This window comes from Paenibacillus sp. FSL R5-0473, from assembly GCF_038004565.1.
Lineage (GTDB): Bacteria > Bacillota > Bacilli > Paenibacillales > Paenibacillaceae > Paenibacillus > Paenibacillus amylolyticus.
This window is the reverse complement of sequence record NZ_JBBORL010000001.1, coordinates 5347318-5371648: the sequence shown is the minus strand read 5'-3', so window position 1 is coordinate 5371648 and position 24331 is coordinate 5347318. Positions and strand designations below refer to the sequence as shown.

Genomic DNA, 24331 nt, shown 5'->3' with positions numbered 1-24331 from the left:
CAAATCAATTATGAAATTGATTCATCTGGCTGTGAAAAATAATAAGCGCAAACATGCCAATAAGACTCCACTGATGGAGTGTTATTGGCATGTTTGTGTCGGCAGGCTTTTGAAGTTGAGCCGAAGCATACAGTGTGGAGTTGTACACGAATGGCTTATACCAGTGTCAGACGATTGATGTTACCTGATAGGATTTCACAGGAATTGTTGAATTTCTCACGTTCCGTTGCATCCAGATTCAATTCGATAATCTCCTGAATGCCATTGCCACCGATGATTGCAGGAACACCGACGCAGACGTTATGTTGATCGTACTCTCCGTCCAGAATAGCCGATACGGCGATGATCTTGTGTTCGTCATTGAGGATGGAACGAGTGATATGCGCGAGGGCGTTGCCGATCCCGAATTGGGTAGAGCCTTTACGGGTAAAGATCTCCCAGCCGGCATCCTTTGTTTTGCGTGCAATATCGTCCAGATCCAGATGTTTGAAGCGCTCCTTGTGCTGATCCATAATGTGCATAATCGGTTTGCCACCGATGGTCACATGCGACCAGGCCACGAACTGGGATTCTCCATGCTCCCCGAGAGCATAACCGTGCACACTGCGTGGATCGATGGAGAAGACTTCAGACAGCAGCGTTTTGAGCCTTGAAGAGTCAATGGACGTCCCTGTGCCGATGACATGCTCACGCGGAAGACCAGATAATTTCCATACCATATAAGTTACTATGTCAACCGGATTGGCAGCGACGACAAAAATCCCGTTAAATCCACTGTTCATGATCGGGACCACGATGTCTTTGGCAATCGATTCCGCTTCCTCCAGAATATCCAGCCGTGTCTGTCCTGGCTTGGGATTCGCCCCGGCGGTTAAGATAATAACATCCATATTGCCACAATCGGCATACGTTCCTGCATATACTTTGGTGCGGTTATGTGTGAAGTCCATACAATGGGAAAAATCCAGTGCCTGTGCTACAGCACGGTCATACGTCCGGTCCACCATCATAATTTCCCTGCATATCGATTGATTAATCATGGAATACGCACAACTCGAACCGACAAGACCCGCCCCGATCACCGCTACTTTGCCTGATTTGCCTAACACTGCCGTTCAGCCCCCATTTAGATTGAAATTTATCGTTACTAATGCGTCCTATGTTAAGTATAGTCCTTTATTTTATGCTGGAATCCACTTCTACGTTACATAAGATAACACATGAAAAAGCTGTGCAGCAATGATATCCGCTATCGCGGGAGCGTATTGGAGTAACGGAGTTAACAAAATTGACATGAATAATCCATAATCACAAGATTTGACGGCGTTTGCACCTGTGTCATTCGACATGACAGCATTCATGTTTGTTGTCGGATGGGGGGTTATTTGTGCGGATCATATACCTGACAAAACTTCTTAGGAATCCGCAGAAACAGAACAAAACCGCCAAAGGGATCTACCGAGAAGCTGACGAATACATACGGACAAGCAAAAGATAAGCATACTTGATCCATGAGACAGGTTGCCCCGATCCGATGACGGTTCCAAAAAAAGGAACGCTGAAGCCATAATGTTTTTATCCAAGAATCAATTTCATAACTAACTAAAGGTATTATGAAATTGATTCCCAAAAGACTTCATTCCGGGAGGGAATTAATGATGATTGAAGAAGCAGGAGCAACGACGGAAACGGCCAAGAGCCTGGGCATAGGTGCCAGTACTCTTCGTAAATATGCGGCGGCACTGGAAGAACAGGGATACCGGTTCGAACGGTCAGCCAACAAATCCAGACTATTTAAGTCCGACGACATCGAGTGCATTGAACGCCTGATGACTGAACTCAGAGAGCATAATCTACCCCTGGCTGATGCTGTGGTGACTGTATTGGCTCCAGAAGTACCTGTAGCTGTAGTAGAAGTAGATGTCCCGGTGGTGGGAATTGAAGGTCTGTCAGAGACGGAATGTGCAGCGACAGTCATGTCATCTGTACTCCCTCAAGAACCTGAAATAATGGGTAATCTGAGATCCTATGAAGGTCTGGGGCAACTGGTAAGTGAGGTGACTTATGGTGCTGTAGAACAACAGCAGGATGATCGGGTACAGTTGCTGCAACAGCGGGTCGATGAACTGGAGCTGACCCTTCAGCATCTGGCTGATACACATATGGCTCTTCAGGAACAGATGGAAAAACAGCGTCTATGGATGAACGAGAAGCTGGAAGAGGAGCGGGATCGTGAACTCGTAACCAATCTGCGCAGTTTTCAGGGAAGGAAACGCAAACCCAAAGGAGTATCCCTGCGTATGTTGTTTGGGTTCCTGCCCAAGAAGCATAAGGAAGCTTGAGCAACAGGCATTTACCCATCGTGATTTTGCATTATGGGCCTGATATAATAAGCTCCATACAACATGAAGACTGGCAACGAACTGCTCAGTATAGATAAAGACTGGGTGGATTAGGAAGCTGGCGTGGGAGGATCTGTGGAGCTGCGACGAAGTTGGCAAAGATTGCTCGGACTATGGACGGATCGTCCTCGACGGGAAGGCACGACCATTGGTGAGCGTTATACAATACAGGAATTGCTGGGTATGGGGAGTTATGGGCTGACATACCTGTGTACAGATGACCAGAACGGCAGGGAAGTGGCGTTGAAGGAGTCCAAACCTAGCAAGGGCAGACTCTCTGCGCACCTGTTGGAGCGGGAGGCGGACGTGATGAGACGTCTGCATCATCCGGCGATCCCTGATCTATTGGATATGTTCATATCCGGGAGACGAAGTTATATCGTTACGGAGTATATTCGTGGACAGACGCTGGAAGATTGCATATTTGAGCAAGGTCTTCGATATACGGAGCGGGAATGTCTGGAATTGGCAGGTCAACTGCTGGCTCCGGTGGCTCATGTGCATGAGCAGGGATATATTCATGGAGATGTGCGGATTCCCAATGTTATTTTACGTGGAGGGACGGTGCATCTGATTGACTTTGGCCTGGCGAGACGCTTGGGGGAGCCGTTGTTGCCGGAGCTAAAGCGACGTATGCGTGAAGTCCCTGAGCCTGAAGATGAGCCGGCTACACCGGATCATGATTTGCAGGATATCGGCCACTTTCTTCTCTTTATGATGTATTCGGCTTATGAGCCAGAGAAGGGCCGTGAACCCGCCAGTTGGCAGGAGGAACTGAAGCTTACGCCGGAATTGCACCAGATGCTGGAGCGACTCCTTGGACTCCGTCCAGGTTATGAGGGTGGAGCGACGGAGTTACAGGCAGAAATTGAGAATGTGTTGCTGAAATTACAATGAATAAGCTCTATAGGCGGACCTATATTTGTTATCCGTGACCTCTTCGTATTATATCTTCAGGGGTCTTTTTCCTTTTTGCTGAAAATGCAAAACGTATCAAAACAGTGGGTTAAATGATATAATGGATAACAATTACACGTTGAAGGAGGCGATTCATCTTATGCTTAAAAAACTGGAAGGCGATCATGCCGAATTATTCAAAACATGGTTTCATAGCAAAAAAGACACCATTGTGGATATTGAAGGTAAGCATTATTTAATCAAGCCGCTGGAAAACGTGGTTCAGGAAGAAATAGAAAGTGATCTGGAGCTCAAAGCTTTAATTATGCAAGCCAAAAAAGATATTTCTTCGGGTAGGGTCTACTCTACAGATGATATAATTGACGCAATTGAAAAAGGGAATTTATAGATGTTGATCCAGTGGACACCTTCAGCAAGGCTGACTCTCGCTCAAATCGGAAGTGTTCGTTTTACTCAGCAAAATTGATACATACTTATATAGAAACAATAAAGGGTAAAGGGGTGTTCTGCTGGCCGTAAGTATGGCTGGCGAACACCCCTTTATTACATATTCATTTATTGTAGCGTCTAATAAGCTGGTGTGATCATTACTCTTTAAAAGCAGTCGTGAAAGCCGCTTAGCTGGAGCTGTATTTTCTGCTTTTGTAATACCCGGAGCCACTACGGCTATCCCGGTATTTCACATCCGAAGAAGAATAGCGCTTGTAGGAACGCTTGCCTGAGGAACTACTGTGACGTTTATATGAGCGCCTGTCGGAGGAGCTATGACGTTTGCGGTGAGATGAAGATTTGGAATCGATAAGTTTGCCGATAATCTTTTTGAACATGAGCTTTCACCCTTTCGACTTCAGCTGTTTTAAGCATATACGTGGCCAGATATGGAGGGGTTTCGATTTTTTCATGGATAATTGTATTCAATGGACAGGAGCTTGGCGTATAATAGGATGTTGCTGATTGCGCGGAATTTTTTATTTTGAGCGTTTAGCGTTACAATAGAGGACAGGATAAGATTTTAACGGACAGGAGCAGTTGTTATGATTACAATAAAGACCAAAGAACAGATTGAATATATGAAAAAAGCCGGAGAAATTCTCGCCGCATGCCATAGAGAAATTGCAAAGATGATTCGTCCAGGCATTACGACACAGGAGATCGACCAGTTTGCAGAAGCTTTTATGAAGAAAAATGGCGCTACGCCGGAACAAAAGGGATATAACGGGTACCAATATGCGACATGTGCGTCGGTTAATGATGTGATCTGTCACGGGTTTCCGGGAAAATATGCACTGAAAGACGGCGATATCGTTACAATCGACATGGTCGTTAATCTGAATGGCTGGCTGGCGGATTCGGCTTGGTCATATGCCGTAGGTGAAGTGACTCCGGAAGCACAACATCTGCTGGATGTAACCAAAAACTCTCTGTACAAAGGCATTGAACTTGCCGTGGTGGGCAACCGGATCGGAGATATCTCCAATGCGATTCAAGTGTATGCAGAAGGTGAAGGCCTATCGGTTGTGCGTGAGTTTATCGGACACGGCATTGGTGAGAAGATGCATGAGGAACCACAAGTCCCTCACTACGGTCCGCCTCATCGGGGTCCGCGTCTCAAGGAAGGCATGGTTATTACGATCGAACCGATGCTGAATATTGGTACGTTCCGAAGTAAGCTGGATTCAGATGGATGGACTGCTCGTACTTTGGATGGAAGTCTGTCTGCCCAGTATGAACATACGATTGCGATTACGGCGGATGGTCCAGTGATTTTGACAGCACAATAATAGCCAAAAGCAGCTACAATGTGACGATATTTGCATATTTCAAGGCGGCCCACGTTTGTGAACCGCCTGTTTCGGTTTAAACTATTAAGAAGTGATAACACAGAGCCAGTGGTAAGTGATCTCAGCTGACAAGGGTTAACCTTGCGTCCACTTGGCAACAAGGAGGTAATTTTGGTGTCTTTAAATAAACAGATCGTACTTGCTTCTCGTCCCGAAGGTGCCCCATCCAGAGAGAATTTCAAATTCATTGATGCACCTCTTCCTGAACCGGAAGCTGGGCAAGTCCTGGTACGTACATTATATTTGTCGGTTGATCCATACATGCGGGGCCGCATGAAAGATACAAAATCCTATGCTGCACCATACGCGTTAAATGAAGTGATTAAGGGTGGAGCCATTGGACAGGTTGTGGAATCTTCGGAACCGAATCTGCGCAAAGGTGACCTCGTATCCGGTATGTGGGGCTGGCAACAATATGCCGCAGTGAATACGGCTGATCTTTCGCTAATTGATACCGAAGAAGCACCAATCACGGCTTACCTGGGTGCGCTGGGCCTGACGGGTCTGACGGCTTATTTTGGTATGGAGGACATCGGCAAACCGAAGGACGGCGAAACGGTTGTTGTATCGGGAGCAGCCGGAGCGGTAGGCATGATTGCAGGTCAGATTGGTAAAATTGTGGGAGCACGCGTGGTTGGTATTGCAGGCTCTGATGAGAAATGCGCTTATTTGAAAGAAAAGCTGGGCTTCGACGTGGTGTTGAACTACAAGAAGGAGCAGGATATGTCAGCGGCCATTGAACGGGCTTGCCCGGACGGCGTAGATGTCTACTTTGACAATGTTGGCGGTGACATCTCGGATGCAGTCTTGCGCCACATCAATCGGAATGCACGTATTCCGTTATGCGGTCAGATCTCGTCCTATAATCTGGAGAAGCCGGATATCGGGATGCGACCACAGACGTTGCTGTTAACAAATACAGCATTAATGAAAGGTTTCCTGCTGGGTGACTATACGAAATCCTTCAAGGAAGGCCGCGCCAAGTTGGCGAAATGGATCAAGGAAGGTCATATCCAGTATGAAGAAAACATTGTGGACGGGTTCGAACAGACGCCGGAAGCATTCATGGGTCTCTTCTCAGGAGATAATCTGGGCAAGCAACTGGTTAAGGTTGCAGATCCTGAATAGATATTGAATGGTTTACATGTACAATTAGGTTGAAAACGAAAAGACACGTTCTGCACACCGAGGGTGCAGCAGAACGTGTCTTTTTTATCTGTAAATCTGTGCGTGGTCTATGTAGGGTGACTAGTGTTCGGCGACCAGCACTTCTTTGTAGTGTTTGTACATATATACACGCCAGCGTACAATCATGCCAAAAGCCAGCAGGAAGAACAATCCGCCTGTTTGCGGAATACTTACATATCGCTGAATGACTTCATGCAGGATCAGGCGTACGGCCAGCAATCCAAGCAAGATAAAAGCAAAGCTGCGAGAACGTGTGGCAAAAATTTCTTCACCTACTCGTTCAAACCGTGTACTGCGAATGAGGGGATAGGAGAAGAGGAACCAGCCCACCAGAAACGCAAAGAATGCCCAGAGTAGAGGAACATGTGTTGCCGGAACAACAAACATGAGAAATCCTGTGCTCATGCCGAGCGGAGGAATAAGGATCTTACGAATGGTCACCGGTCTGTGACTGGCTTTCATGCGGATGAAGATGGCAAGCAGTGCCATGACAAGCATGCCCACGGTTGCTCCGATTTGCAGGTAGTACGGACTGATTTGAGCCACGTAGAACTCCCTCTTTCTGGAATAATATGTTATCCGGAGATCCGGAAGCCAATACGAATTGCCGGAATTTTCAGTTCCTATTATATCACAAACGCAGAAAGCCGATAGAAAGCTTAGTGTATCATATACCCGATATGTATTCACAGGGTGTATTTGAAAATTTTGTATTATTGTGCCCGTTGTAAGGCCGTTTATTCGATTAAGGGGAAATCATGCAATGATTGGACAACAATGGATGTATATCAAGCTTATCGGCTCACATCATAGAGGGTGGCTTGCAGGTAATACAGATTGGTTAGTACATGTGGTCAGCCTCATATGTGCAAGTGTACTAGCTTTTTTGCTGGTTATCTACAGTTACATCTTATGGATGAAATATAGCAGTAGACGCAGGGAAAAGGTTAAGACGGTACTGATGCAGGAATTACTTTCCGAAGATTCGGTGTTACAGCAGTATCTGGGCCAAGGAGAAGTGAAAGCTGACTTACTGAATATGAGTGGAGATCAACAGAGTGTTTTGCAGCAGCTGTTATTGCAACGGCTTGCTCAAGGTCCGGAAGAGCACGAGATTCTGCGAGTTCGTCTGTTATCCTGGCAAGTTTTTGGAAGTTCATACCGGTCGGTTCTGAAGACGGGAAAGTGGAGTGAACGGGTCAACACGTTGTTATATATTGAACAGTTTCATATGATAGAGCTTCTGCCCAGGTTAGAGGATATGTTGCGGGTTACTTCCTGTACGCCGCTTGAACGCTTCATCATATTGCGCATATATGCCAGAACCGGTTATTTCAGAATCGTGAAGGAATTGATGCGTGAGCAATATGAATGGTCCGATACGCAGTATCTGCAGATTCTGCTGTTGCTTACCGATTCATCCTGGACTCGTATGAAGGATCATTTTAAGGATGTACCTTACCAGGTCCAGTCTAATATCGTCCATGCCATTCGTATTCGAGATGACCAGACGGAGGGTGCCGTTGTTCTACTGGAGAAGCTCATTCTTGGAGAGGATGCGTTGCTGCGTACCCACGCTTATCAGGCATTGGCTCAAGTGAGCAGAGGTCGCGAAGAGTTGCTGAAGGGGCTATTGCTGGTATGGAACGAATCTGGTGAGGAGAGGCAACGCTCTGAAAGACTAACAGTGACCCAGCTTATGGGTACTGTTCATGCGGATGCTTTTATTCCTAGACTGAAGGTAATGATGGGTGATCCTTCTTTTCAGATCCGACAGGAAGCGGCGAACTCTCTTGCCCGGTACGAGCAGGGACTTGAAGAGCTCCGGGATACGGCTGTAAACCATCCGGATAGATATGCAAGGCAGATAGCGGAGGAAACGCTGGAAAGGATGCAGTATGGACGAAAGATGGATTGAGATGCTGCGGAGTTTTGTTTTGGCATGTTACGAGGGGATATTTATCTATCTGGTGTTAGCAATTGTGATGTGTAGTGTTCTGGTCGTTGCTGCCGCTCGCACATTGATCCGCCAGAGGGATCTGGACCCGCTGCAATATCATGAGATGTTGGATGAAGAACTGGCTCCTGCGGTATCCCTGCTTGTTCCGGTGCGGAATAGCGAGGATACGATCGTACAGCGAATCAGCTGTCTGTTGGATATGCAGTATGCACGTTATGAGGTTATTATCATTAATGATGGATCAGAGGATGAGACCATGCGGCGTCTAAAAGAAACCTATGATCTGATGCCCATTCGGAGTAAAGTTCATTATTCGGGACTCGGTCAGGAGACGGCTCAGATTAAATGTGTCTACCAATCCAGATTACATCATCGTCTGGTTGTGATCGACAAGGCGTATGGGGGACGAATGGACTCCCTGAATGCCGGTCTGAATATCTCGCAATATCCTTATATCGCCTCTGTTGGACCCAGGACAGTTCTGGAACGGGATGCATTGGTGAAGATTATGAAGCCCGTTATGGATGCTCTCCCAGGAGAAGAGGTCGTTGCTTGTAGTGGACGAGTAGATCTCATGGCCTCCAGAAATACGAATCAAACGGATTTAACCCACAACGGCGCAAGAAGGACGGGCAGTACGTTGTTTGTAATGCAGACCATTGAATACGTGCGTGCTTTTCTGATTAGCGGTGTGGGACTTGTTCGTTATAATATTAATGTGCTTTTATTTACGTCTGAAGTATTCGGTATATTCAAAAAGAACCGGGTGATGGAAGTTGGTGGGTACAAGCGCGATGACCAGGTCGCTCACATGGAACTGGTGATGCGGTTGCAGAAACATATGAAGCAGATCCGGGAACGTGGCCGTATTATATATATTCCCGATCCGATCTGCAGGGTAGAAGTACCCGGTACATGGCGTCAGCTGTGCAGACAGCGTATCGGTTGGCACATGCAACTTGCAAGCAGTCTATGGACTCAGCGGAGCATGATCTTCAATCCGGCCTATGGCTGGATGGGGATGGTATCCATCCCGTATTTTATTTTGATCGAATTGTTGGGGCCTGTGTTGGAGCTGGGAGCGATCGTGCTGTTCATTGCAGGCATAGGGATACAGTGGGTGGATATTAACCTATGCATCATTCTCGTTCTGCTACTGACCCTCTATGGTTCCTTGTTGTCCGCAAGTGTGGTGATGTTCGAAATATGGTGTTCACGCAAGGCATATACGTCCCGAGAGGTGACACGTCTGTTGTTGTATGCATGTACGGAGACGTTCTGGTTCAGACCGCTGAATAACATATCCCGTATATATGGCATGTTGCAGGCTATGGGATTGCGGAAGGCAGAGGAAAAGGACAGCAGACATGGATTAGGGTAATCTAACGATCGATCCTGACAATACCTTGGAACAGAGCAAGGAGGAATACGCTTCATGAAAAAAAGTTACAGGCCAGCCACGATGTGGACGTTGGCTTGTTTTACAGTGGTATCGGTGGTGCTGGTTGTCCCCTGGATTATGTGGCAATCCCAGGCCCCGATTCCACTGAACATCATGATTATTGACAAGAGCAGACCGGACTTGTCCTATCAGGGGCACAAGGGGTTGGTTTGGCTTCTGAATCAACAGAAGATTGTACAGCACACAGGGGAATACTACTCGTATGAAGAGGATTATTACGGCTATGATCTTCAGAACGGGCTTCCACGGATGAAGCAACTACTGCCTGATGAGGTGACAGATACGGATCTGATCTATCTGACGGCGAATCGGAGTAGTCTGTCTGCACAGAAGAGTGAAGGGAAACAAGGCGGAATCTATGAAGGATTAACGATATACGATGTGCAGAAAATCCGCGAGGCTGCGTATAAAGGGGTAACGATTGTTGCCGAATACAGTGCATTGGCAAATACGGCTTCCAAGATGACCAGAGAGCAACTATACCCCATCTTGGGTGTGGACAGCAGTGGATGGCAAGGGAAATCGGTATCTAATCTGCAAAGTATAGAAGAAGTACCCCGTTGGATTCGGACGAACTATGAGCAGCAAGAGAAGAAGAAATGGTCTTATCACGGAGCGGGTATGCTGCTGATCCATATGGATGGACAGGTCATGGTACTGGCGAAAGGTCCGGATGTGAAGACAGGCAATATACAGATTGCATTTACACCGGAAGGCAGTGATTGGAGCGGCATAACCCAGGATATACATTATAGTGGCTGGTTCGATATCATTGTGCCGCAAGAGAAGAACTCCATACTGGCCTGGTATAAGACGGATCTGACGGAGACAGGTGAGCAGAAGCTGGTGGATGCAGGAATTCCTGCGGAATTTGCTGCACTGGTCCGGTACGACGACTATAATCGGTCGTATTACATGGCAGGGTCCTTTGGAGAGATGAAGCATTATTCCTTCTGGCGCCGAATCCGTGGATGGGAGGTCGTCCGGTCCAAACTTACGCCAGATCAGAAAGATATTCCGGACATGTTCTACTGGAAAGTGTACGTGCCCGTGATGAAGCATATTTTGAATGAAGTGCAGGACGGACGGCAGCAATGGCCATAGATAGATTATCGAGAACCGTTTCGATGGAAAAAGGGAAGCCAAAGTCCATTCCACCTTTCGAGAGGAACGGGAGATGTACATAATAGAGAAGTGCGTGTTGTGAGTGGCAAAAGTGTGGTTGAGAGACAGGGCGTATCAAGTAAGGATCAGATTGCCAGGTGAAATGGGACTGGGACTGGGTAGATTGAATACGTTTCAGACTGTTTCAGACTCTTACCGCCCTGAACAATGGGAGTTGTAGCCAGATCCTCAACAATAATTATCACACTGCGGCGTACATGTAGTGTGAGTTATAAAATGATTCGTATTAGGACACGTATTAAAACAAGTACTAAAACAAGTACTAAAATGTGCATCACGATCAGGGTTAGCTCCGTATCGAGTATCGCCCCAATGTGTGCACTGAACTATAGCGTGATCTATACATGAATAGTAATAAAGCATGTACTGCCATGTGTATCACGACCAGGGTAAGCTCCGTATCGAGTATCGCCCCAATGTGTGCACGAACTATAGCGTGATCTATACATGAATAGTAATATAACATGTACTACCATGTGCATTACGAGCAAGGTAAGATCCTTATCTAGCTATGTACCCGCATGATCAACGCAATTCGGAGCATGAACACTCCGTATTTAGAGACCATAACACAATGTGTGTCTGGACTTATGCGCCAATATGATGAGTGGACGAGTGTCTATGGCATCGTGATCTGAAGCACCGTACGTAGCACATTCTAACGAACTGAGCACATCTTATTTGTCCTAATTTTGTACGTTGGTAAATGTAACGAATCACAGACAGTTTAAATGACGGAATATACTCGTTATTCCTGTCCCGCAGCCAGTTTTCTGCGAAATAGGACGTGTGGAGTTTGTTAGTTGTTGCTATTCGCTCTAATTGCCGTTATAGAGTGTCCTCGCTTCGTTAGATTTTGGTCAGAGGGCACCGATCATGGCATCACGCAACCGAGGCGCCCCTTTTTCTTTTGTATTAAGAGAAATTGTAAAGAAAGAAATTATAAAAAACACAAGCCGATGAAAGATGAATTCAAAGTGGATGTTAATGTGTTAAAAGTCATTGGCATAACTATAACATTATTACTGCCAAATCTATGGGATGTACCCAGTACACGGCAATGAAAAAGGACTGCAGATCCTCTGCAGTCCTTTTTCATGATGCAATGCGTGGCTTAACTAGTCCTGGTGAAGATGCCGGAGTCCGTGCAGGAAGGCGGATACGGTCAGACGCAGACTTTCGTCCGGATCAAAGTCCATGCCGAAGCCGCCCTGTGCCTCAATGGAGGCAAATCCATGGCAGAGGCTGCGCAAACCACGAACGGCGTGCAATGCTTCCGCTTCGGTGAGCGGGTAGGGCTGCAAGCTGTGCAGCAGCAACTCCAGCGTGGCTGTGCTGGCCGCGGCGAGCTGTGGCTCCTCGCGGTCCGGGGCATGAAATGAGGCTTCGTAGAGCCCGGGGTGCTCGCGAACGAAGCCAATGTATGCCGCAGCGATGGCCTGAATGGCATCATCGCCAGTGTGGTCAGCGATAGCCGCGGTTAATGCGCGGCTAAGCTGTTGTACGGACATCAGCGCCATTTCCTGGCGAAGCCCGGGAAGTCCGCTGATGTGGTTGTAGAGCGACGGCGAGCGCACATCCAGCCGCTGTGCCAACGCGGCCAGTGTCAGCGCCTGAAAACCGTCGCTGTCAGCAAGCTGGGTGGCGGCGCTGAGCAGAGCGCCGCGATCCAGCCCTTGCCGGGGGCTCATAGTTGCCCCCCGGCAAGATCAAACCGCTGCTGTGCATCAGCGGTTGCCGCGCGCATGGCGGCCGCGGGCTGGCGCAGCATCCGTCCGTGGCCTACAGCCAGCACGGACGGTTCCAGCTCCGCCAGGCGCTTCGCGCTGGCCAGAGCCGCTTCGCGGTTCCACGTCGCCAGCGCGGGGAACGGGAAGAGCGGGCGCACGCGGCCGGATACGGCAAGGCCGCCTTGCAGCTGGTACGCGTCGCCAGCGATGAGCACGCGGCTGCGCGTATCCATGAAGGACATATGCCCCGGCGTATGTCCTGGTGAGGCAATGGCGACCAGTGAACCAATCTGGTCACCGTCATCCAGCAAGTGGTTTGGCTGGGTGCGCACCGCTTTGGGCTTAGGCACGCCGCCGCGTACCGGGGTTTGTGGCTCACCGGGAAGAAGGGAAGTATCACCCGCCAGTAGCCGGGCATCCCGTCTGGAGATGAAGACCTCGGCTTGGGGCAGTGCCTCTGTGAGACGATCCAAGGCACCAATATGGTCGCTATGCGCGTGAGTCAGAATGATCTTGGTAATGGGCTTTCCAAGGGACTGGGCAGTTGCCAAAATCCCCTTAAGACTGACCGGTATTCCGGCATCAATCAGGGTTAATCCATCGTCCTCTTCAACCAGGTATACGTTCACAGGGAAGAGTCTTGGGAAAAACGTAACTTGAACGACATCAAATTCTCGGGTAATACGCATCGTTAAACCCTCCTTAAAACTAATGGTATTAGTATAATAACTAATGAGATTAGTTTTGGCAACACCTGTTGTTTAATCTATTCAAATAAAAAAAATTTAAAATAATGATGCACTTTACAAAAAAAGCGTTTTCAAATTGAAGATTACCGATTATAATAATCACGTAAGCCCTTTCATATGTCTATCTTATTGGAGCCCTTCGCGTAGCGGAAGGCTCACTTTTTTGTTCTTTTTGGATTAAAATGAAGACGGGATGTTAATCCTAGCTTAATTGTGTTGATGAGCTGTAAGTATTGGTATAACAGGAAAAATCACGTTTGATCTCCACGCTGGGTGAAAGTTGACAAACATAACTGTTATTCATATAATGACAGTTATACTTACCTTGAGTTGGAGTTCATCGGTGTTGTAAGCCGGGAAGGAGTAAGTTATGAACAGTGAATTTACCATAGCGGTGCATTGTCTTGTTTTTCTGTCGATGAGAGATGAGTGTATGGCCAATAGTGAAGATTTGTCCCAGAGTGTGGGTACACACCCGGCCAGAGTCCGTAAGGTACTTAGTGTTCTGCGCAAGCATGGTTACCTGACGACCAAGGAAGGTGCTCATGGTGGGTACTTGCTTAGCCGTCCGAGTGAAGAGATCAAGCTTGGAGAATTGTACAGACTGGTAGCTGGTGGTTCACTCGGTCCCAACTGGTGCTCAGGGGAGTCCGGTTCATCGTGCGTGGTATCTTCCAATATGCAGGATGTGATGGGGAACATATATAACGGAGGCGAAGAGGCGCTCAGCGCTTATTTTGATCGTATATCCATTCAGGATGTGAAAGAACGCATAGGTCATGGGGAAACGTTGAACTTATCGCTGAAGGGATTATCTGCAAAGGAGAAGTCCTGACGGAGTCCACAACGAATGGTCCTTCATGAATATGGTCTTGGTTTAGTCAGGCATGGTGGACAAGTTACGGCATGGGCGTATGCTCCGGTGAAAGATCCATTGATGTTCTCAAGCGATTCCGGGCATAACCTGAACACAGATGAGGAGAGATCGTCTGCGCTGATGTTATTTTCGGAAGGAAAATCCCTGGTAGAGTAAACTTCGAGATCACCTTGCGAAAGTAAAAGAAGTATAAACAAACTAGATTCTGGGGAGTGGAACACATGTCAGGCATTGAAAAAAATGAAACACTTCGCGTTATTAGCGAACGCCATGCTGTCAAAAAGTACGAAAAAGGGTTTGAATTGCCTGAAGCTGATCTCAATGCGATTCTGACAGCAGCTGCGGAAGCACCATCTTCATGGAACCTGCAACACTGGAGATTCCTCGTGATTGAATCCGAAGCAGACAAAGCGAAAATGCTGCCAGTTGCTTACGGTCAAAGTCAGATCGTGGAAAGTTCAGTTACGATTGCTGTTCTTGGAGATTTGGAAGCAAACCGTAACACCGTAATCTACGATCAAGCTGTTGAAGCAGGCGCACTGACTGCAGAGGTTCGTGACGCATTGGTTGGACAGATCAACGGTGCTTACCAAAGCCCGCAAATCGCTCGCGATGAAGCGATCCGCAATGCATCCTTTGCTTCCCAAAATATTATGATTGCTGCACGCTCCCTGGGTTACGATACATGTCCAATCGGTGGATATAATCCACAAAAACTGATGGAAACATTCAACATTCCTGCACGATTTGTGCCAACGTTGTTGATTACTGTAGGTAAAGCTGCACAGCCAGCTCGCCCATCAGGACGTTTACCGTTGTCTGAGGTAGTTGTTAAAGGTTCTTTCTAAGTTAGAAAGTTAAATCTGATGATTGCATCAGTGATATAGGTATAATACAAACAGCCGCACTTTCCTGTTGAGGGAAGGTGCGGCTGTTTGGCATACTGCTTCCACCAAGGAAGTATTACTTCTCAGGTGTTTCCGGGATTTGTGGTGCATGGAACGATTCCATGTACTCGATTGCGTTATACATCATCACTGCTGCTTCGGCGCGAGTAATCGTTTGTTTGGGATTGAAGTTTCCGTCGGCATCCAGTTCATTGATTTTGAGAACGAGTGAACGCTGAATGGCACCTTGATACTCTGGCGTCAGCTCCTGTTCGTCGGTAATGTCCACAGGTTTGATATTAATCATCGGCAGACCGCCTTTGGCTTCGATGCCTTGCATCAGGAACAGTGTGAATTGTTCACGAGTAAGCGGTTTGGACGGATCGATACCCTGTGACATCTGAATGCCATTATATTGTGCGCGGATAAATGCATCACTGTACCATACGCCATCTTTTACAGCAGAGAAGTAGTCACTTGGTACCGGCATTTTGATAAAACGAATCGTGTCCAGATTCAGATTCAGGCCGTCCGCAATCAGTTGAATGCCTTGAGCGGTATTTAACTCCAGTTCAGGTTTGAACAAGCTGTCACTCACACCTTTGATGAATCCATCTTTATGGAGAGATTCGATTTTGTTTGCTCCTGCGATACCTTGAATATCCGTGAATTGGGCCTGCGCAGCGTTGATCGGGCCTGCACTTAGAGACAGCGTGAGCAGAGCTCCCGCAGTTAATGTAGCAAGTATATTTTTTTTCATGATAGGTTCGCCTCACTTTTCTAGGGATGATCCCTTTATATAAAAGTTATTTGCCCTATAGACGACCCTTCTGTTCAAAAGGTTGCTGCAATTTTCCAACTGAAATTCATAATCATTCAGAAAGGGCTAAGTGAAGGCATTGCCTCTAACCTTTGGATTTATTTCGATAATCCGTGGGTGAACGTCCCATCATTTTGCTGAACAGACGGGAGAAGTAGTACGGGTCTTTGAATCCAAGCTCGGAACTGATCTGCTTCACGGTCCAATCGGTAAAATCCAGATAGCGGCAGGAATGCTGAATCTTCAGCCGCAGGAAATAATCGATGGGCGAATGCCCCGTAGCTTGCTTGAATAACTGAGAGTAATGAGGGACAGACAGCCGCGCGTGTGCTGCCAGTTCCTTGAGGGTGATTCCATTCTCCAGGTGCTCCAGCATATATTGGACGGATTGCTCGGCCGCACGTTTGCTGCTCACGATCCCACCATCTGTTCCTGTCGTCTCCGGTCCATAAGCGAGCATGCCCAGCATATAGCCAATAATCTGGGAGGCATACGTCATCGTCTGCATGGAGTAACCCGTCTCAAGTGCGCCGTAACATTCATGGAACAGCTCAAGCCATTTCTGAGCCTTGGCCGGTGGCATGGTAGTAATATGATGAGTTAACAAGGGTTCTATGTAGGATAAAGCGTGTTTCCCGCGTAGATGAATCCAGAATATGCTCCATGGTTCAGCTGCGTTGGCTCCGTACACATGAGGGACATGTGCAGGTAATATAACGAGGTTTCCCGGGCTGACATCATATGTCTTGCTGCCATCCAACGTATACCAGCCTGTGCCTTGGACACAGTACATCAGAATGTGTGATTCACAACCATCGGGACGATCACGGTAATGATGCTCCGCTTCGTGAAAGTAACCGATATCGGTAACATATAATCCTGACGTGACCGGATAAGCTGCGGTTTCTTGCAGCAGGGAGTCTGGAAGCACAATGAGTTTTTGCATACGAAATCCGTCAGATTTACGCTGTAGGGGTGGTCTGTTGTTAGGTCTCATACTTTGTATTATGGTGAGAGGCGATAAGGGAGTCAATGCCAGATATGAGAGCGCTCACAGGAGGTGAAGCAGTTGCCCGTGAATTGGGTAAGTACATACCAGTGGGAAGAATCAGAACAGTGAATATACAAGATAAGGGAGAGATTTAGTTATGGAACCAGTCACAACTCAGGAAACGCTTTTCTATACAGGTACGTATGCTTCAGCGGATGAACCCGGAATATTCCTATGTGCGTTGAATGCGGATACAGGAGAGATGCGAATCGTCAATCACATGGATGGTGTGGATAATCCGTCTTATCTGGCGTTAAGCCCGGATGGAAACTGTCTGTATGTGGCGAGTGAGACGGACGAGGGAGAAGTGTTGGTCTATCGGAGAGATGCGGCAACGAGTGAGCTGCACCTGATGGATCGAAAACAGACCAGAGGGGCTTCTCCATGTTATGTGTCTATCTCCAAGGATGGTCAGTGGGTGTTCTCATCCAACTATAGCAGCGGCAGTGTAAATGTATACCCGGTTGGCGATCAGGGGACGCTTGGTGAGATGAGTGCATGGGTGGAGCACACGGGAAGTGGAATCAACGAAGAACGCCAGGAAGGGCCGCATGCACACTCCATTCAACCCGATCCGTCCGGGCAGTATGCTGTCGTATGTGACCTCGGTCTGGATCAGATCATTGTGTATCGCTTGGAAGAGGGACGTCTGGTTACCCATCGTGAGATGGATCAGCCACCGGGCGCAGGGCCAAGGCATCTTGTGTTCCATCCCAACTCGAAGTGGGCATATGTAATCAACGAATTGGACAACACGGTTACGGCATTCCTGTACGATGAGCGCAGAGGGGAGTTCACTACGGTACAGCACATTTCCACACTTCCAGAAGGGCATAAAGGAGAGGGTACGGCTGCAGACATCCGTGTATCTCCATGTGGACGTTTCCTGTATGCATCCAATCGGGGAGATGACAGCATCGTACTTTATCATATTGACCAGGAGAGCGGTGAGTTGGAAGCTGTAGAGTGGACGTCCACGATTGGGCAGACACCACGTAACTTTAATATTTTGCCAGGCGGGATTCTGGTCGTGGCGAATCAGGGCAGCAATAACCTCGTAGGTTTCCAGATCAGTGAAGAAGACGGACGTCTGACGCATAACGGATTCAAGCTGGAACTGCCTCGTCCGGTATGTATTGCGCCTGTGGTATAAAAGTTGTCTATAAGCTGTGAAATCATGGAGAAACACATGGTTTTACAGCTTTTTTAGGCTTTTTATGAGAACATGGGAATCGCCTCATATCCGTGAGTCAGTTGATTGCGATTCCAGTCGAATGAAGCAATTCAAAGAATGGGCAACGGCTAACCGAAGGAGAAATCCTTTGGTTTTTTTCATGTACCACCATCCAATTACTAAATTAGACCTATAGATGGAATTATATGTTTAATTTAAAATAAATATATTAAATCGCTTACATAAAAGATGGCGCTACAAGGGCATCGGGCTTACCAAACCAATTGGGGAGGCAATTGTTTATGGGAAATCGTTCATCATTGTGGAAGCGCACATTACGTACAGCCGGAGTATCACTGCTAAGTTCCGCGTTACTGGTCACTTCGCTTGGATTGGGCAACACGGCGGTAACACATGCAGCGGGAGCAAGGCAGATGGAATATCTGGATCGCGGTGTGGTGGCTGTGAAGACCGGGACAGGTGTGTTTGTCAGTTGGCGGCTTCTGGGAACGGAAGGATCGAATGTATCGTTTAACGTCTATCGGGATGGAACCAAGGTGAACGCTACGCCCATAACAAACAGCACCAACCTTCAGGATGCAAGCGGGACAAGCAGTTCCAAATATACGGTTCGCGCTGTCGTCAGTGGAACGGAGCAGGCTGCTTCAGCGGCAGCAAGCGTATGGGGCAATAACTATCTATCTGTACCGCTCAGTGTACCCGCAGGTGGGACAACACCCGATGGAGTAGCCTACAGCTACAGTGCCAATGATGCCAGTGCAGGTGACCTTGATGGTGATGGTGAGTATGAATTGATTGTGAAGTGGGACCCTTCCAACGCTAAGGATAACTCCCAGAGTGGTTATACCGGGGAAGTGTTTATCGATGCCTACAAATTAAACGGGACACGCCTGTGGCGAATTAGTCTGGGCAAAAATATCCGTGCGGGTGCTCACTACACCCAGTTCATGGTGTACGATCTCGAAGGTGATGGCAAAGCCGAAGTTGCGATGAAAACAGCCGATGGCACCAAGGATGGCACTGGCGTGGTCATCGGGGATGCAAGCAAGGATTACCGCAATTCCAGCGGTTATGTGTTGTCTGGTCCCGAATTCCTGACGGTTTTCAATGGGCAGACTGGCAAAGCACTCTCCACGGTGAACTACGAACCGGCGCGTGGCAATGTATCCAGTTGGGGGGATAACTACGGCAATCGGGTGGACCGATTCCTTGCTGCCATTGCTTATCTGGATGGAGAGCGCCCAAGTCTGGTCATGGCGCGTGGGTACTACACCCGCACAGTGCTCGTGGCTTATAACTGGCGGAATGGACAGCTGACCAAACAATGGACATTTGATTCCAATACCTCCGGTAACTCGGGTTATGCCGGGCAGGGCAATCATAATCTGAGTGTGGCGGACGTAGACGGAGATGGGAAAGACGAGATCGTTTATGGTGCCATGGCAGTGGATGATAACGGCAAAGGATTGTACACAACAGGACTTCATCATGGCGATGCCATGCATCTGAGTGACCTCGACCCGGACCGCCCTGGACTTGAGGTATTTCAGGTTCATGAGACACCGTCCAATGCCGGAGTGGAGTTCCGTGATGCAGGTACAGGCCAGTTAATCTGGGGAGTCAAAACAACAAAGGATATTGGACGCGGCATGGCGGCAGATATCGATCCAAGATATAAAGGCGCTGAAGTATGGGCAGACGGCAGTCTGTATACAGCCAAAGGGCAGAAACTCGGGACAACCCTACCGTCCTCCACAAATTTTGGCATCTGGTGGGATGGGGATCTGCTCCGTGAACTGCTGGACAGCAACCGAATCGATAAGTGGAACTATGCTAACAGCACAACGATGAACCTGCTCACCGCTTCCGGCGTATCTTCCAATAACGGAACCAAGTCTACGCCGAATCTGCAGGCCGATCTGTTCGGGGACTGGAGAGAAGAAGTGGTATGGCGGACGAATGACAGCTCAGCACTGCGGATCTATACCACAACAGCAGTTACGGACAAACGCATCTATACGCTGATGCATGATCCGGTGTACCGTCTTGGCGTCGCTTGGCAAAATGTAGCCTACAACCAACCGCCACACACCGGTTTTTATCTGGGAGAAGGCATGAGCACACCACCAGTACCCAATATCCGGTATGCGGGCAGATGAGGAATGGACAAGGTATGGCCTTCCAATTCCGTTCATGTTTACAATAGCCAGCGAAGTATGGGATTCGCTGAAGGGAGCAACGGACGCTGGTTCGTTGTTCCTCTTTTTTTTACCAATAGGCCAGAAATCCGGTAAAAATCGGAAAAAACGTTTGACAGGTATATAGACTGCCTTTATTATACGTATATAACTTACTAAACAGGTAGGAATAATAAAAATGAATCTGTTTTCATTGTGAAAACGATCATTTTACAGACAGATGCAACCATGCAACCTGAACAGAATAACGTTCTCACCGTATAGACGGAGGAACACCGCAGCGCATCCTTTCCAGATGGAGCATGCACGGCCTTAAGCCGGCATGACTTTATGGGGAGAAGTGCGCGGGGGTTCCTCCGTCTTCTTGTTTTTTACGGGGCGTTTGATCCTGTTCAGCCGGCCTGAGGTAGTCATGCAGATCTATATCGGGGGAGTGTTATTTATGAAAAAGAGAATTCATAAGGGTATTTTGGTTGGTCTGGCACTGGTATTAACAGGAGTTCTGGCAGCATGCGGATCGGATAGCGGCGGGTCCAGTGCGGCAGGAACATCGGGGGGAGCGGAAGGCGGCACAGAAGGTGCCAAGGCCATCGAACTGCTGAATGTTTCCTACGATCCAACGCGGGAACTCTATGAGCAATATAACAAAGCGTTTGCGGCGCATTGGTTGAAAGAGAAAGGCCAGGAAGTGACCATCAAGCAGTCCCATGGGGGATCGGGTAAACAGAGTCGTTCTGTTATTGACGGATTGGATGCAGACGTGGTGACGCTGGCATTGGGATACGATATTGATGCGATTGAAGATAAAGGTCTGATTAACGAGGGTTGGCAGGACAAATACGAGCATAACAGCTCTCCATATACCTCTACGATTGTATTCCTTGTACGTAAAGGCAATCCAAAAGGCATCAAGGACTGGGATGATCTGATCAAAGGCGATACCCAAGTCATCACCCCGAATCCCAAAACGTCCGGCGGAGCGCGCTGGAACTATCTGGCGGCATGGGGATATGCCCTTAAGCATAATAACAATGATGAAGAGAAGGCGAAGGAATTTGTTGGTGAATTGTTCAAACATGCGCCTGTGCTGGATTCGGGTGCTCGCGGATCTACGACAACTTTTGTTGAACGTGGCATTGGGGATGTGCTTCTTGCTTGGGAAAATGAAGCTTTCCTATCGGTAAAAGAGTTGGGTCCGGACAAATTCGATATTGTCGTGCCATCGGTTAGTATCTTGGCCGAACCACCGGTTGCGATTGTGGACAAAAATGCAGACAAAAAAGGAAGCCGCGACGTGGCGGATGCCTATCTGAAATATTTGTACAGTGAAGAAGGACAGACGATTGCCGCAGAAAATTATTACCGCCCAACGCTGGACAGCGTGGAGGAAAAATTCAAAGATCAGTTCCCGGCACTTGAGCTGTTCACGTTGAAAGATGTATTCGGTACATGGCGGGATACTCAGGCCAAACATTTTAATGACGGCGGTATCTTCGACCAGATCTATGTTCCAGGCAGCTAAGGTTGCTCTGTTCAATGAACACCCGATCAATCGCGCTGTGAGCGGCCAACCAGCCTTACCGGCTGAAGGCAGAGAGGATGAACGTGCATGAGCAAGGTGGTTGTGGCGCGGAGACGCACATTGCCGGGATTTGGATTAACGATGGGTTACAGTGTGTTCTACCTGAGCCTGGTTGTACTTATTCCACTGGCTGCGCTGTTATTTAACTCAACAGGGCTGACGTGGGCAACCATGATTGAGGTTGCGACCAATCCCAGGGTGCTGGCTTCCTTCCAGGTCAGCTTCCTGACCGCAGGTGCAGCGGCGCTGATTGATCTCGTGCTGGGGTTACTCCTGGCATGGGTGCTTGTTCGGTATGAATTTCCGGGCAAAAGGCTGTTTGATGCGGTCATTGATCTGCCTTTTGCCTTGCCGACAGCGGTAGCAGGGGTTGCTCTTACGGCGATCTATGCCGGCAATGGCTGGATTGGGCAGTTTGTAGAGCCTTTGGGCATCAAGCTCGCCTATTCACAGGCCGGGATTACGCTGGCGCTGATGTTTATCGGAATTCCATTTGTAGTTCGCACGGTGCAACCGGTGTTGGAGGAGCTGGAGGCAGAGGTGGAAGAGGCGGCTGCTACACTGGGGGCAGGAAGATGGCGGATATTCCGCACGATTCTGTTGCCAGATCTGATTCCACCGCTGCTGACGGGTTTTGCTCTGGCATTTGCCCGAGGCATTGGCGAATATGGCTCGGTTGTATTTATCTCAGGCAATATGCCGATGAAAACGGAGATTGCTCCCTTACTGATCATGGCCAAGCTGGAGCAGTTCGATTATGCAGGCGCTACAGCTGTAGCTTTGCTGCTTCTTCTAGTTTCTTTCATCCTGCTGCTGATTATTAATTCCTTGCAGCGTTGGAGCCGAAAGGCGGGCAGAGCATGACAATGAAGCATGGTGGAATAAGGATATTAAAAGACGTCACTCACCCAAACCAAAGGAGGTGCAGCATATGGCGGGTTCTGTTCCACTGAGCCCTGTTCCACCCGTTAAGACCAGCCGTGGAACTAACCGTGCAACAACGGAAGCTCCCTGGGTCAAATGGTTGTTGATTGGACTGGCAAGCCTGGTACTCATATGGCTGCTTATTTTGCCACTGGCCATTGTGCTCATGGAGGCGTTGAAGCAGGGCTGGGGTGTGTACATCGCGGCTCTTACCGAGCCGGATGCCATGTCTGCACTGAAACTCACGTTATTAGTTGCGGCGATTACCGTACCGCTGAATACGATATTTGGTGTGGCCGCTGCATGGGTCATTACCAAGTTCCAGTTCAAGGGTAAGGGACTCATGATCACCCTGATTGATCTTCCTTTTTCAATTTCGCCTGTGGTGGGCGGGTTGATTTTTGTATTGGTCTTTGGTTCGAATGGGTGGTTAGGGCCGTGGTTGTCCGAACATGATATTAAAATCATTTTTGCGCTGCCAGGCATTGTGATTGCAACGTTGTTTATTACCTTCCCGTTCGTAGCGAGGGAGTTGATTCCTCTTATGGAGGACCAGGGAACAAGGGAAGAAGAAGCGGCGGTTACGCTAGGTGCTTCCGGATGGCGAATCTTTTGGAGTGTAACCTTGCCCAACATCAAATGGGGACTGCTGTACGGTATTATTCTGTGTAATGCCCGCGCTATGGGCGAGTTCGGAGCCGTATCTGTGGTGTCCGGGCATATTCGCGGAGAGACCAATACGTTACCACTTCATGTCGAAATTTTATATAACGAATATCAATTTTCGGCTTCGTTTGCCGTAGCTTCCCTGCTCCTGATTCTGGCTCTTGCCACGTTGCTGCTCAAGAGCTGGCTTGGACACAAAGCCGTTTCAGAAAAGTGATTATGAGAAGAAGAAAATACAGATTGACAGCTACTGGAAGCCCTGCTAATGTATAAACCAAGTATATAGGTTGGATAAGAATGATTTATAAATCCGTTGGATGACAGCGCACTTAGGAATATGGCGGGCAGTAGCCCGAGAAGAGGAGGCGGCTCTATGGCTAAGCCGTTAAAAGTGGATGAGGTATGGTTGGACCGAATTGCCGGACAGCTGAATGACATGGAGTTTGGTTCATTGCATATCGTGGTGCACGAAGGTCAGATTGTGCAGATGGAGCGGACCGAACGTAAGCGTTTTGAAAACACGCCCTCAGGCAGCGCCTCCAAATCCGGAAGCACGGCACGAAGCAGTTCAGCCCGTTCACTACGCGGATCAAATGCGAGTGCGAAGGGATAGAGAGTGACGTGAGGGAAGCGAAGATAGGTGCATAGGAACACATGTAAAATCCAGAAACTCATGGGAAATGCATGTTCCAAACC

The 24331-nt window shown here is 48.3% G+C and carries 23 protein-coding genes; 17 read left to right on the top strand and 6 right to left on the bottom strand.

The genetic code is table 11. From position 1 onward, the window contains the following. Positions 1-155 precede the first annotated feature (155 nt). On the bottom strand, positions 156-1109 hold the full coding sequence (locus MKY28_RS23525; protein ID WP_091018489.1) for an L-lactate dehydrogenase: 954 nt from the start codon (positions 1107-1109) through the stop codon (positions 156-158). Between the two features lie 546 nt (positions 1110-1655). On the opposite strand from MKY28_RS23525, the gene MKY28_RS23520 reads away from it, so the two are divergent. From MKY28_RS23520 to MKY28_RS23500, 5 genes are all read left to right on the top strand, one after another. Continuing rightward, positions 1656-2342, top strand: a complete 687-nt coding sequence (locus MKY28_RS23520) for a hypothetical protein (RefSeq protein ID WP_051447040.1) — start codon at positions 1656-1658, stop codon at positions 2340-2342. Between the two features lie 135 nt (positions 2343-2477). Further along, positions 2478-3299, top strand: a complete 822-nt coding sequence (locus tag MKY28_RS23515) for a serine/threonine protein kinase (RefSeq protein ID WP_340937173.1) — start codon at positions 2478-2480, stop codon at positions 3297-3299. Positions 3300-3459: 160 nt separating this feature from the next. Then, complete coding sequence (locus tag MKY28_RS23510; RefSeq protein ID WP_036672183.1) at positions 3460-3708, top strand: hypothetical protein; 249 nt, start codon at positions 3460-3462, stop codon at positions 3706-3708. A 646-nt stretch (positions 3709-4354) separates the two neighbouring features. Then, positions 4355-5101, top strand: a complete 747-nt coding sequence (map, locus tag MKY28_RS23505; RefSeq protein ID WP_036607489.1) for a type I methionyl aminopeptidase — start codon at positions 4355-4357, stop codon at positions 5099-5101. Positions 5102-5275: 174 nt separating this feature from the next. Continuing rightward, positions 5276-6289 (top strand): NADP-dependent oxidoreductase, encoded by a 1014-nt coding sequence (locus MKY28_RS23500; protein ID WP_036607487.1) that lies wholly within the window; start codon positions 5276-5278, stop codon positions 6287-6289. A 120-nt stretch (positions 6290-6409) separates the two neighbouring features. On the opposite strand, the gene MKY28_RS23495 is transcribed toward MKY28_RS23500, so the two are convergent. Beyond that, on the bottom strand, positions 6410-6895 hold the full coding sequence (locus tag MKY28_RS23495) for a CcdC family protein (RefSeq protein WP_036607484.1): 486 nt from the start codon (positions 6893-6895) through the stop codon (positions 6410-6412). Positions 6896-7112: 217 nt separating this feature from the next. On the opposite strand from MKY28_RS23495, the gene MKY28_RS23490 reads away from it, so the two are divergent. From MKY28_RS23490 to MKY28_RS23480, 3 genes are read left to right on the top strand one after another with little or no spacing between them, the layout of a single operon-like run. Beyond that, the gene (locus tag MKY28_RS23490; protein WP_340937172.1) at positions 7113-8267 is read left to right on the top strand and encodes a HEAT repeat domain-containing protein; all 1155 of its coding nucleotides are present in this window, start codon (positions 7113-7115) and stop codon (positions 8265-8267) included. After that, positions 8248-9690 (top strand): glycosyltransferase family 2 protein, encoded by a 1443-nt coding sequence (locus tag MKY28_RS23485; RefSeq protein WP_340937170.1) that lies wholly within the window; start codon positions 8248-8250, stop codon positions 9688-9690. The genes MKY28_RS23490 and MKY28_RS23485 overlap by 20 nt, the downstream gene beginning before the upstream one ends. A gap of 54 nt (positions 9691-9744) precedes the next feature. Beyond that, the gene (locus tag MKY28_RS23480) at positions 9745-10875 is read left to right on the top strand and encodes a hypothetical protein (RefSeq protein ID WP_340937169.1); all 1131 of its coding nucleotides are present in this window, start codon (positions 9745-9747) and stop codon (positions 10873-10875) included. A gap of 1199 nt (positions 10876-12074) precedes the next feature. Here the strand turns inward: MKY28_RS23480 and MKY28_RS23475 are convergent. Together MKY28_RS23475 and MKY28_RS23470 are read right to left on the bottom strand one after the other, a co-directional pair. After that, positions 12075-12647 carry a TetR/AcrR family transcriptional regulator gene (locus MKY28_RS23475; protein WP_340388728.1) on the bottom strand — a complete coding sequence of 191 codons (573 nt, stop codon included), beginning with the start codon at positions 12645-12647 and terminating at the stop codon, positions 12075-12077. Further along, positions 12644-13375, bottom strand: coding sequence for an MBL fold metallo-hydrolase (locus MKY28_RS23470; RefSeq protein ID WP_340937168.1), 732 nt, complete (start codon positions 13373-13375; stop codon positions 12644-12646). Before MKY28_RS23470 ends, MKY28_RS23475 begins: the two co-directional genes overlap by 4 nt. A gap of 430 nt (positions 13376-13805) precedes the next feature. Between MKY28_RS23470 and MKY28_RS23465 the strand changes: the two genes are divergently transcribed. From MKY28_RS23465 to MKY28_RS23455, 3 genes are all read left to right on the top strand, one after another. Beyond that, positions 13806-14270 (top strand): RrF2 family transcriptional regulator, encoded by a 465-nt coding sequence (locus MKY28_RS23465; protein WP_047840338.1) that lies wholly within the window; start codon positions 13806-13808, stop codon positions 14268-14270. Between the two features lie 15 nt (positions 14271-14285). After that, entirely contained in the window at positions 14286-14468 is a 183-nt protein-coding gene (locus MKY28_RS23460; protein WP_047840337.1) for a hypothetical protein, read from the top strand. Between the two features lie 65 nt (positions 14469-14533). Continuing rightward, on the top strand, positions 14534-15160 hold the full coding sequence (locus MKY28_RS23455) for a nitroreductase family protein (protein WP_076329674.1): 627 nt from the start codon (positions 14534-14536) through the stop codon (positions 15158-15160). Between the two features lie 115 nt (positions 15161-15275). Here MKY28_RS23455 and MKY28_RS23450 read toward each other — a convergent pair whose 3' ends face one another. Continuing rightward, a complete protein-coding gene (locus MKY28_RS23450) occupies positions 15276-15959 on the bottom strand; it encodes an S-layer homology domain-containing protein (protein ID WP_076329675.1) in 684 nt (227 codons plus the stop codon). 145 nt (positions 15960-16104) lie between these two features. Continuing rightward, positions 16105-16965: an AraC family transcriptional regulator gene (locus MKY28_RS23445; RefSeq protein ID WP_340937166.1), complete on the bottom strand. Its 861-nt coding sequence runs from the start codon at positions 16963-16965 to the stop codon at positions 16105-16107. Between the two features lie 202 nt (positions 16966-17167). On the opposite strand from MKY28_RS23445, the gene MKY28_RS23440 reads away from it, so the two are divergent. The 6 genes from MKY28_RS23440 (at position 17168) to MKY28_RS23415 (ending at position 24248) form a co-directional block, all read left to right on the top strand. Continuing rightward, positions 17168-18223, top strand: coding sequence for a lactonase family protein (locus tag MKY28_RS23440; protein ID WP_340937165.1), 1056 nt, complete (start codon positions 17168-17170; stop codon positions 18221-18223). Positions 18224-18546: 323 nt separating this feature from the next. Further along, positions 18547-20424, top strand: a complete 1878-nt coding sequence (locus tag MKY28_RS23435) for a rhamnogalacturonan lyase (RefSeq protein WP_445670907.1) — start codon at positions 18547-18549, stop codon at positions 20422-20424. Between the two features lie 481 nt (positions 20425-20905). After that, the gene (locus MKY28_RS23430; protein ID WP_036607530.1) at positions 20906-21985 is read left to right on the top strand and encodes a sulfate ABC transporter substrate-binding protein; all 1080 of its coding nucleotides are present in this window, start codon (positions 20906-20908) and stop codon (positions 21983-21985) included. 87 nt (positions 21986-22072) lie between these two features. Next, the gene (gene cysT / locus MKY28_RS23425; protein WP_127547780.1) at positions 22073-22909 is read left to right on the top strand and encodes a sulfate ABC transporter permease subunit CysT; all 837 of its coding nucleotides are present in this window, start codon (positions 22073-22075) and stop codon (positions 22907-22909) included. A gap of 67 nt (positions 22910-22976) precedes the next feature. Further along, a complete protein-coding gene (gene cysW / locus MKY28_RS23420) occupies positions 22977-23852 on the top strand; it encodes a sulfate ABC transporter permease subunit CysW (protein ID WP_192135517.1) in 876 nt (291 codons plus the stop codon). 156 nt (positions 23853-24008) lie between these two features. Beyond that, positions 24009-24248, top strand: a complete 240-nt coding sequence (locus tag MKY28_RS23415) for a YezD family protein (RefSeq protein ID WP_036607453.1) — start codon at positions 24009-24011, stop codon at positions 24246-24248. Positions 24249-24331 lie beyond the last annotated feature (83 nt).

Excerpts from the sequence above, each read along its gene's own strand:
- MKY28_RS23415 (WP_036607453.1), top strand. The coding sequence starts at position 24,009 with ATGGCTAAGCCGTTAAAAGTGGATGAGGTATGGTTGGACCGAATTGCC.
- MKY28_RS23430 (WP_036607530.1), top strand. The coding sequence starts at position 20,906 with ATGAAAAAGAGAATTCATAAGGGTATTTTGGTTGGTCTGGCACTGGTA.
- MKY28_RS23510 (WP_036672183.1), top strand. The coding sequence starts at position 3,460 with ATGCTTAAAAAACTGGAAGGCGATCATGCCGAATTATTCAAAACATGG.
- MKY28_RS23460 (WP_047840337.1), top strand. The coding sequence starts at position 14,286 with ATGGTCCTTCATGAATATGGTCTTGGTTTAGTCAGGCATGGTGGACAA.
- MKY28_RS23520 (WP_051447040.1), top strand. The coding sequence starts at position 1,656 with ATGATGATTGAAGAAGCAGGAGCAACGACGGAAACGGCCAAGAGCCTG.
- MKY28_RS23475 (WP_340388728.1), bottom strand. The coding sequence starts at position 12,647 with ATGAGCCCCCGGCAAGGGCTGGATCGCGGCGCTCTGCTCAGCGCCGCC.
- MKY28_RS23455 (WP_076329674.1), top strand. The coding sequence starts at position 14,534 with ATGTCAGGCATTGAAAAAAATGAAACACTTCGCGTTATTAGCGAACGC.
- MKY28_RS23440 (WP_340937165.1), top strand. The coding sequence starts at position 17,168 with ATGGAACCAGTCACAACTCAGGAAACGCTTTTCTATACAGGTACGTAT.
- cysW (WP_192135517.1), top strand. The coding sequence starts at position 22,977 with ATGGCGGGTTCTGTTCCACTGAGCCCTGTTCCACCCGTTAAGACCAGC.
- map (WP_036607489.1), top strand. The coding sequence starts at position 4,355 with ATGATTACAATAAAGACCAAAGAACAGATTGAATATATGAAAAAAGCC.
- MKY28_RS23480 (WP_340937169.1), top strand. The coding sequence starts at position 9,745 with ATGAAAAAAAGTTACAGGCCAGCCACGATGTGGACGTTGGCTTGTTTT.
- MKY28_RS23435 (WP_445670907.1), top strand. The coding sequence starts at position 18,547 with ATGGGAAATCGTTCATCATTGTGGAAGCGCACATTACGTACAGCCGGA.
- cysT (WP_127547780.1), top strand. The coding sequence starts at position 22,073 with ATGAGCAAGGTGGTTGTGGCGCGGAGACGCACATTGCCGGGATTTGGA.
- MKY28_RS23485 (WP_340937170.1), top strand. The coding sequence starts at position 8,248 with ATGGACGAAAGATGGATTGAGATGCTGCGGAGTTTTGTTTTGGCATGT.
- MKY28_RS23465 (WP_047840338.1), top strand. The coding sequence starts at position 13,806 with ATGAACAGTGAATTTACCATAGCGGTGCATTGTCTTGTTTTTCTGTCG.
- MKY28_RS23490 (WP_340937172.1), top strand. The coding sequence starts at position 7,113 with ATGATTGGACAACAATGGATGTATATCAAGCTTATCGGCTCACATCAT.
- MKY28_RS23445 (WP_340937166.1), bottom strand. The coding sequence starts at position 16,965 with ATGCAAAAACTCATTGTGCTTCCAGACTCCCTGCTGCAAGAAACCGCA.
- MKY28_RS23450 (WP_076329675.1), bottom strand. The coding sequence starts at position 15,959 with ATGAAAAAAAATATACTTGCTACATTAACTGCGGGAGCTCTGCTCACG.
- MKY28_RS23470 (WP_340937168.1), bottom strand. The coding sequence starts at position 13,375 with ATGCGTATTACCCGAGAATTTGATGTCGTTCAAGTTACGTTTTTCCCA.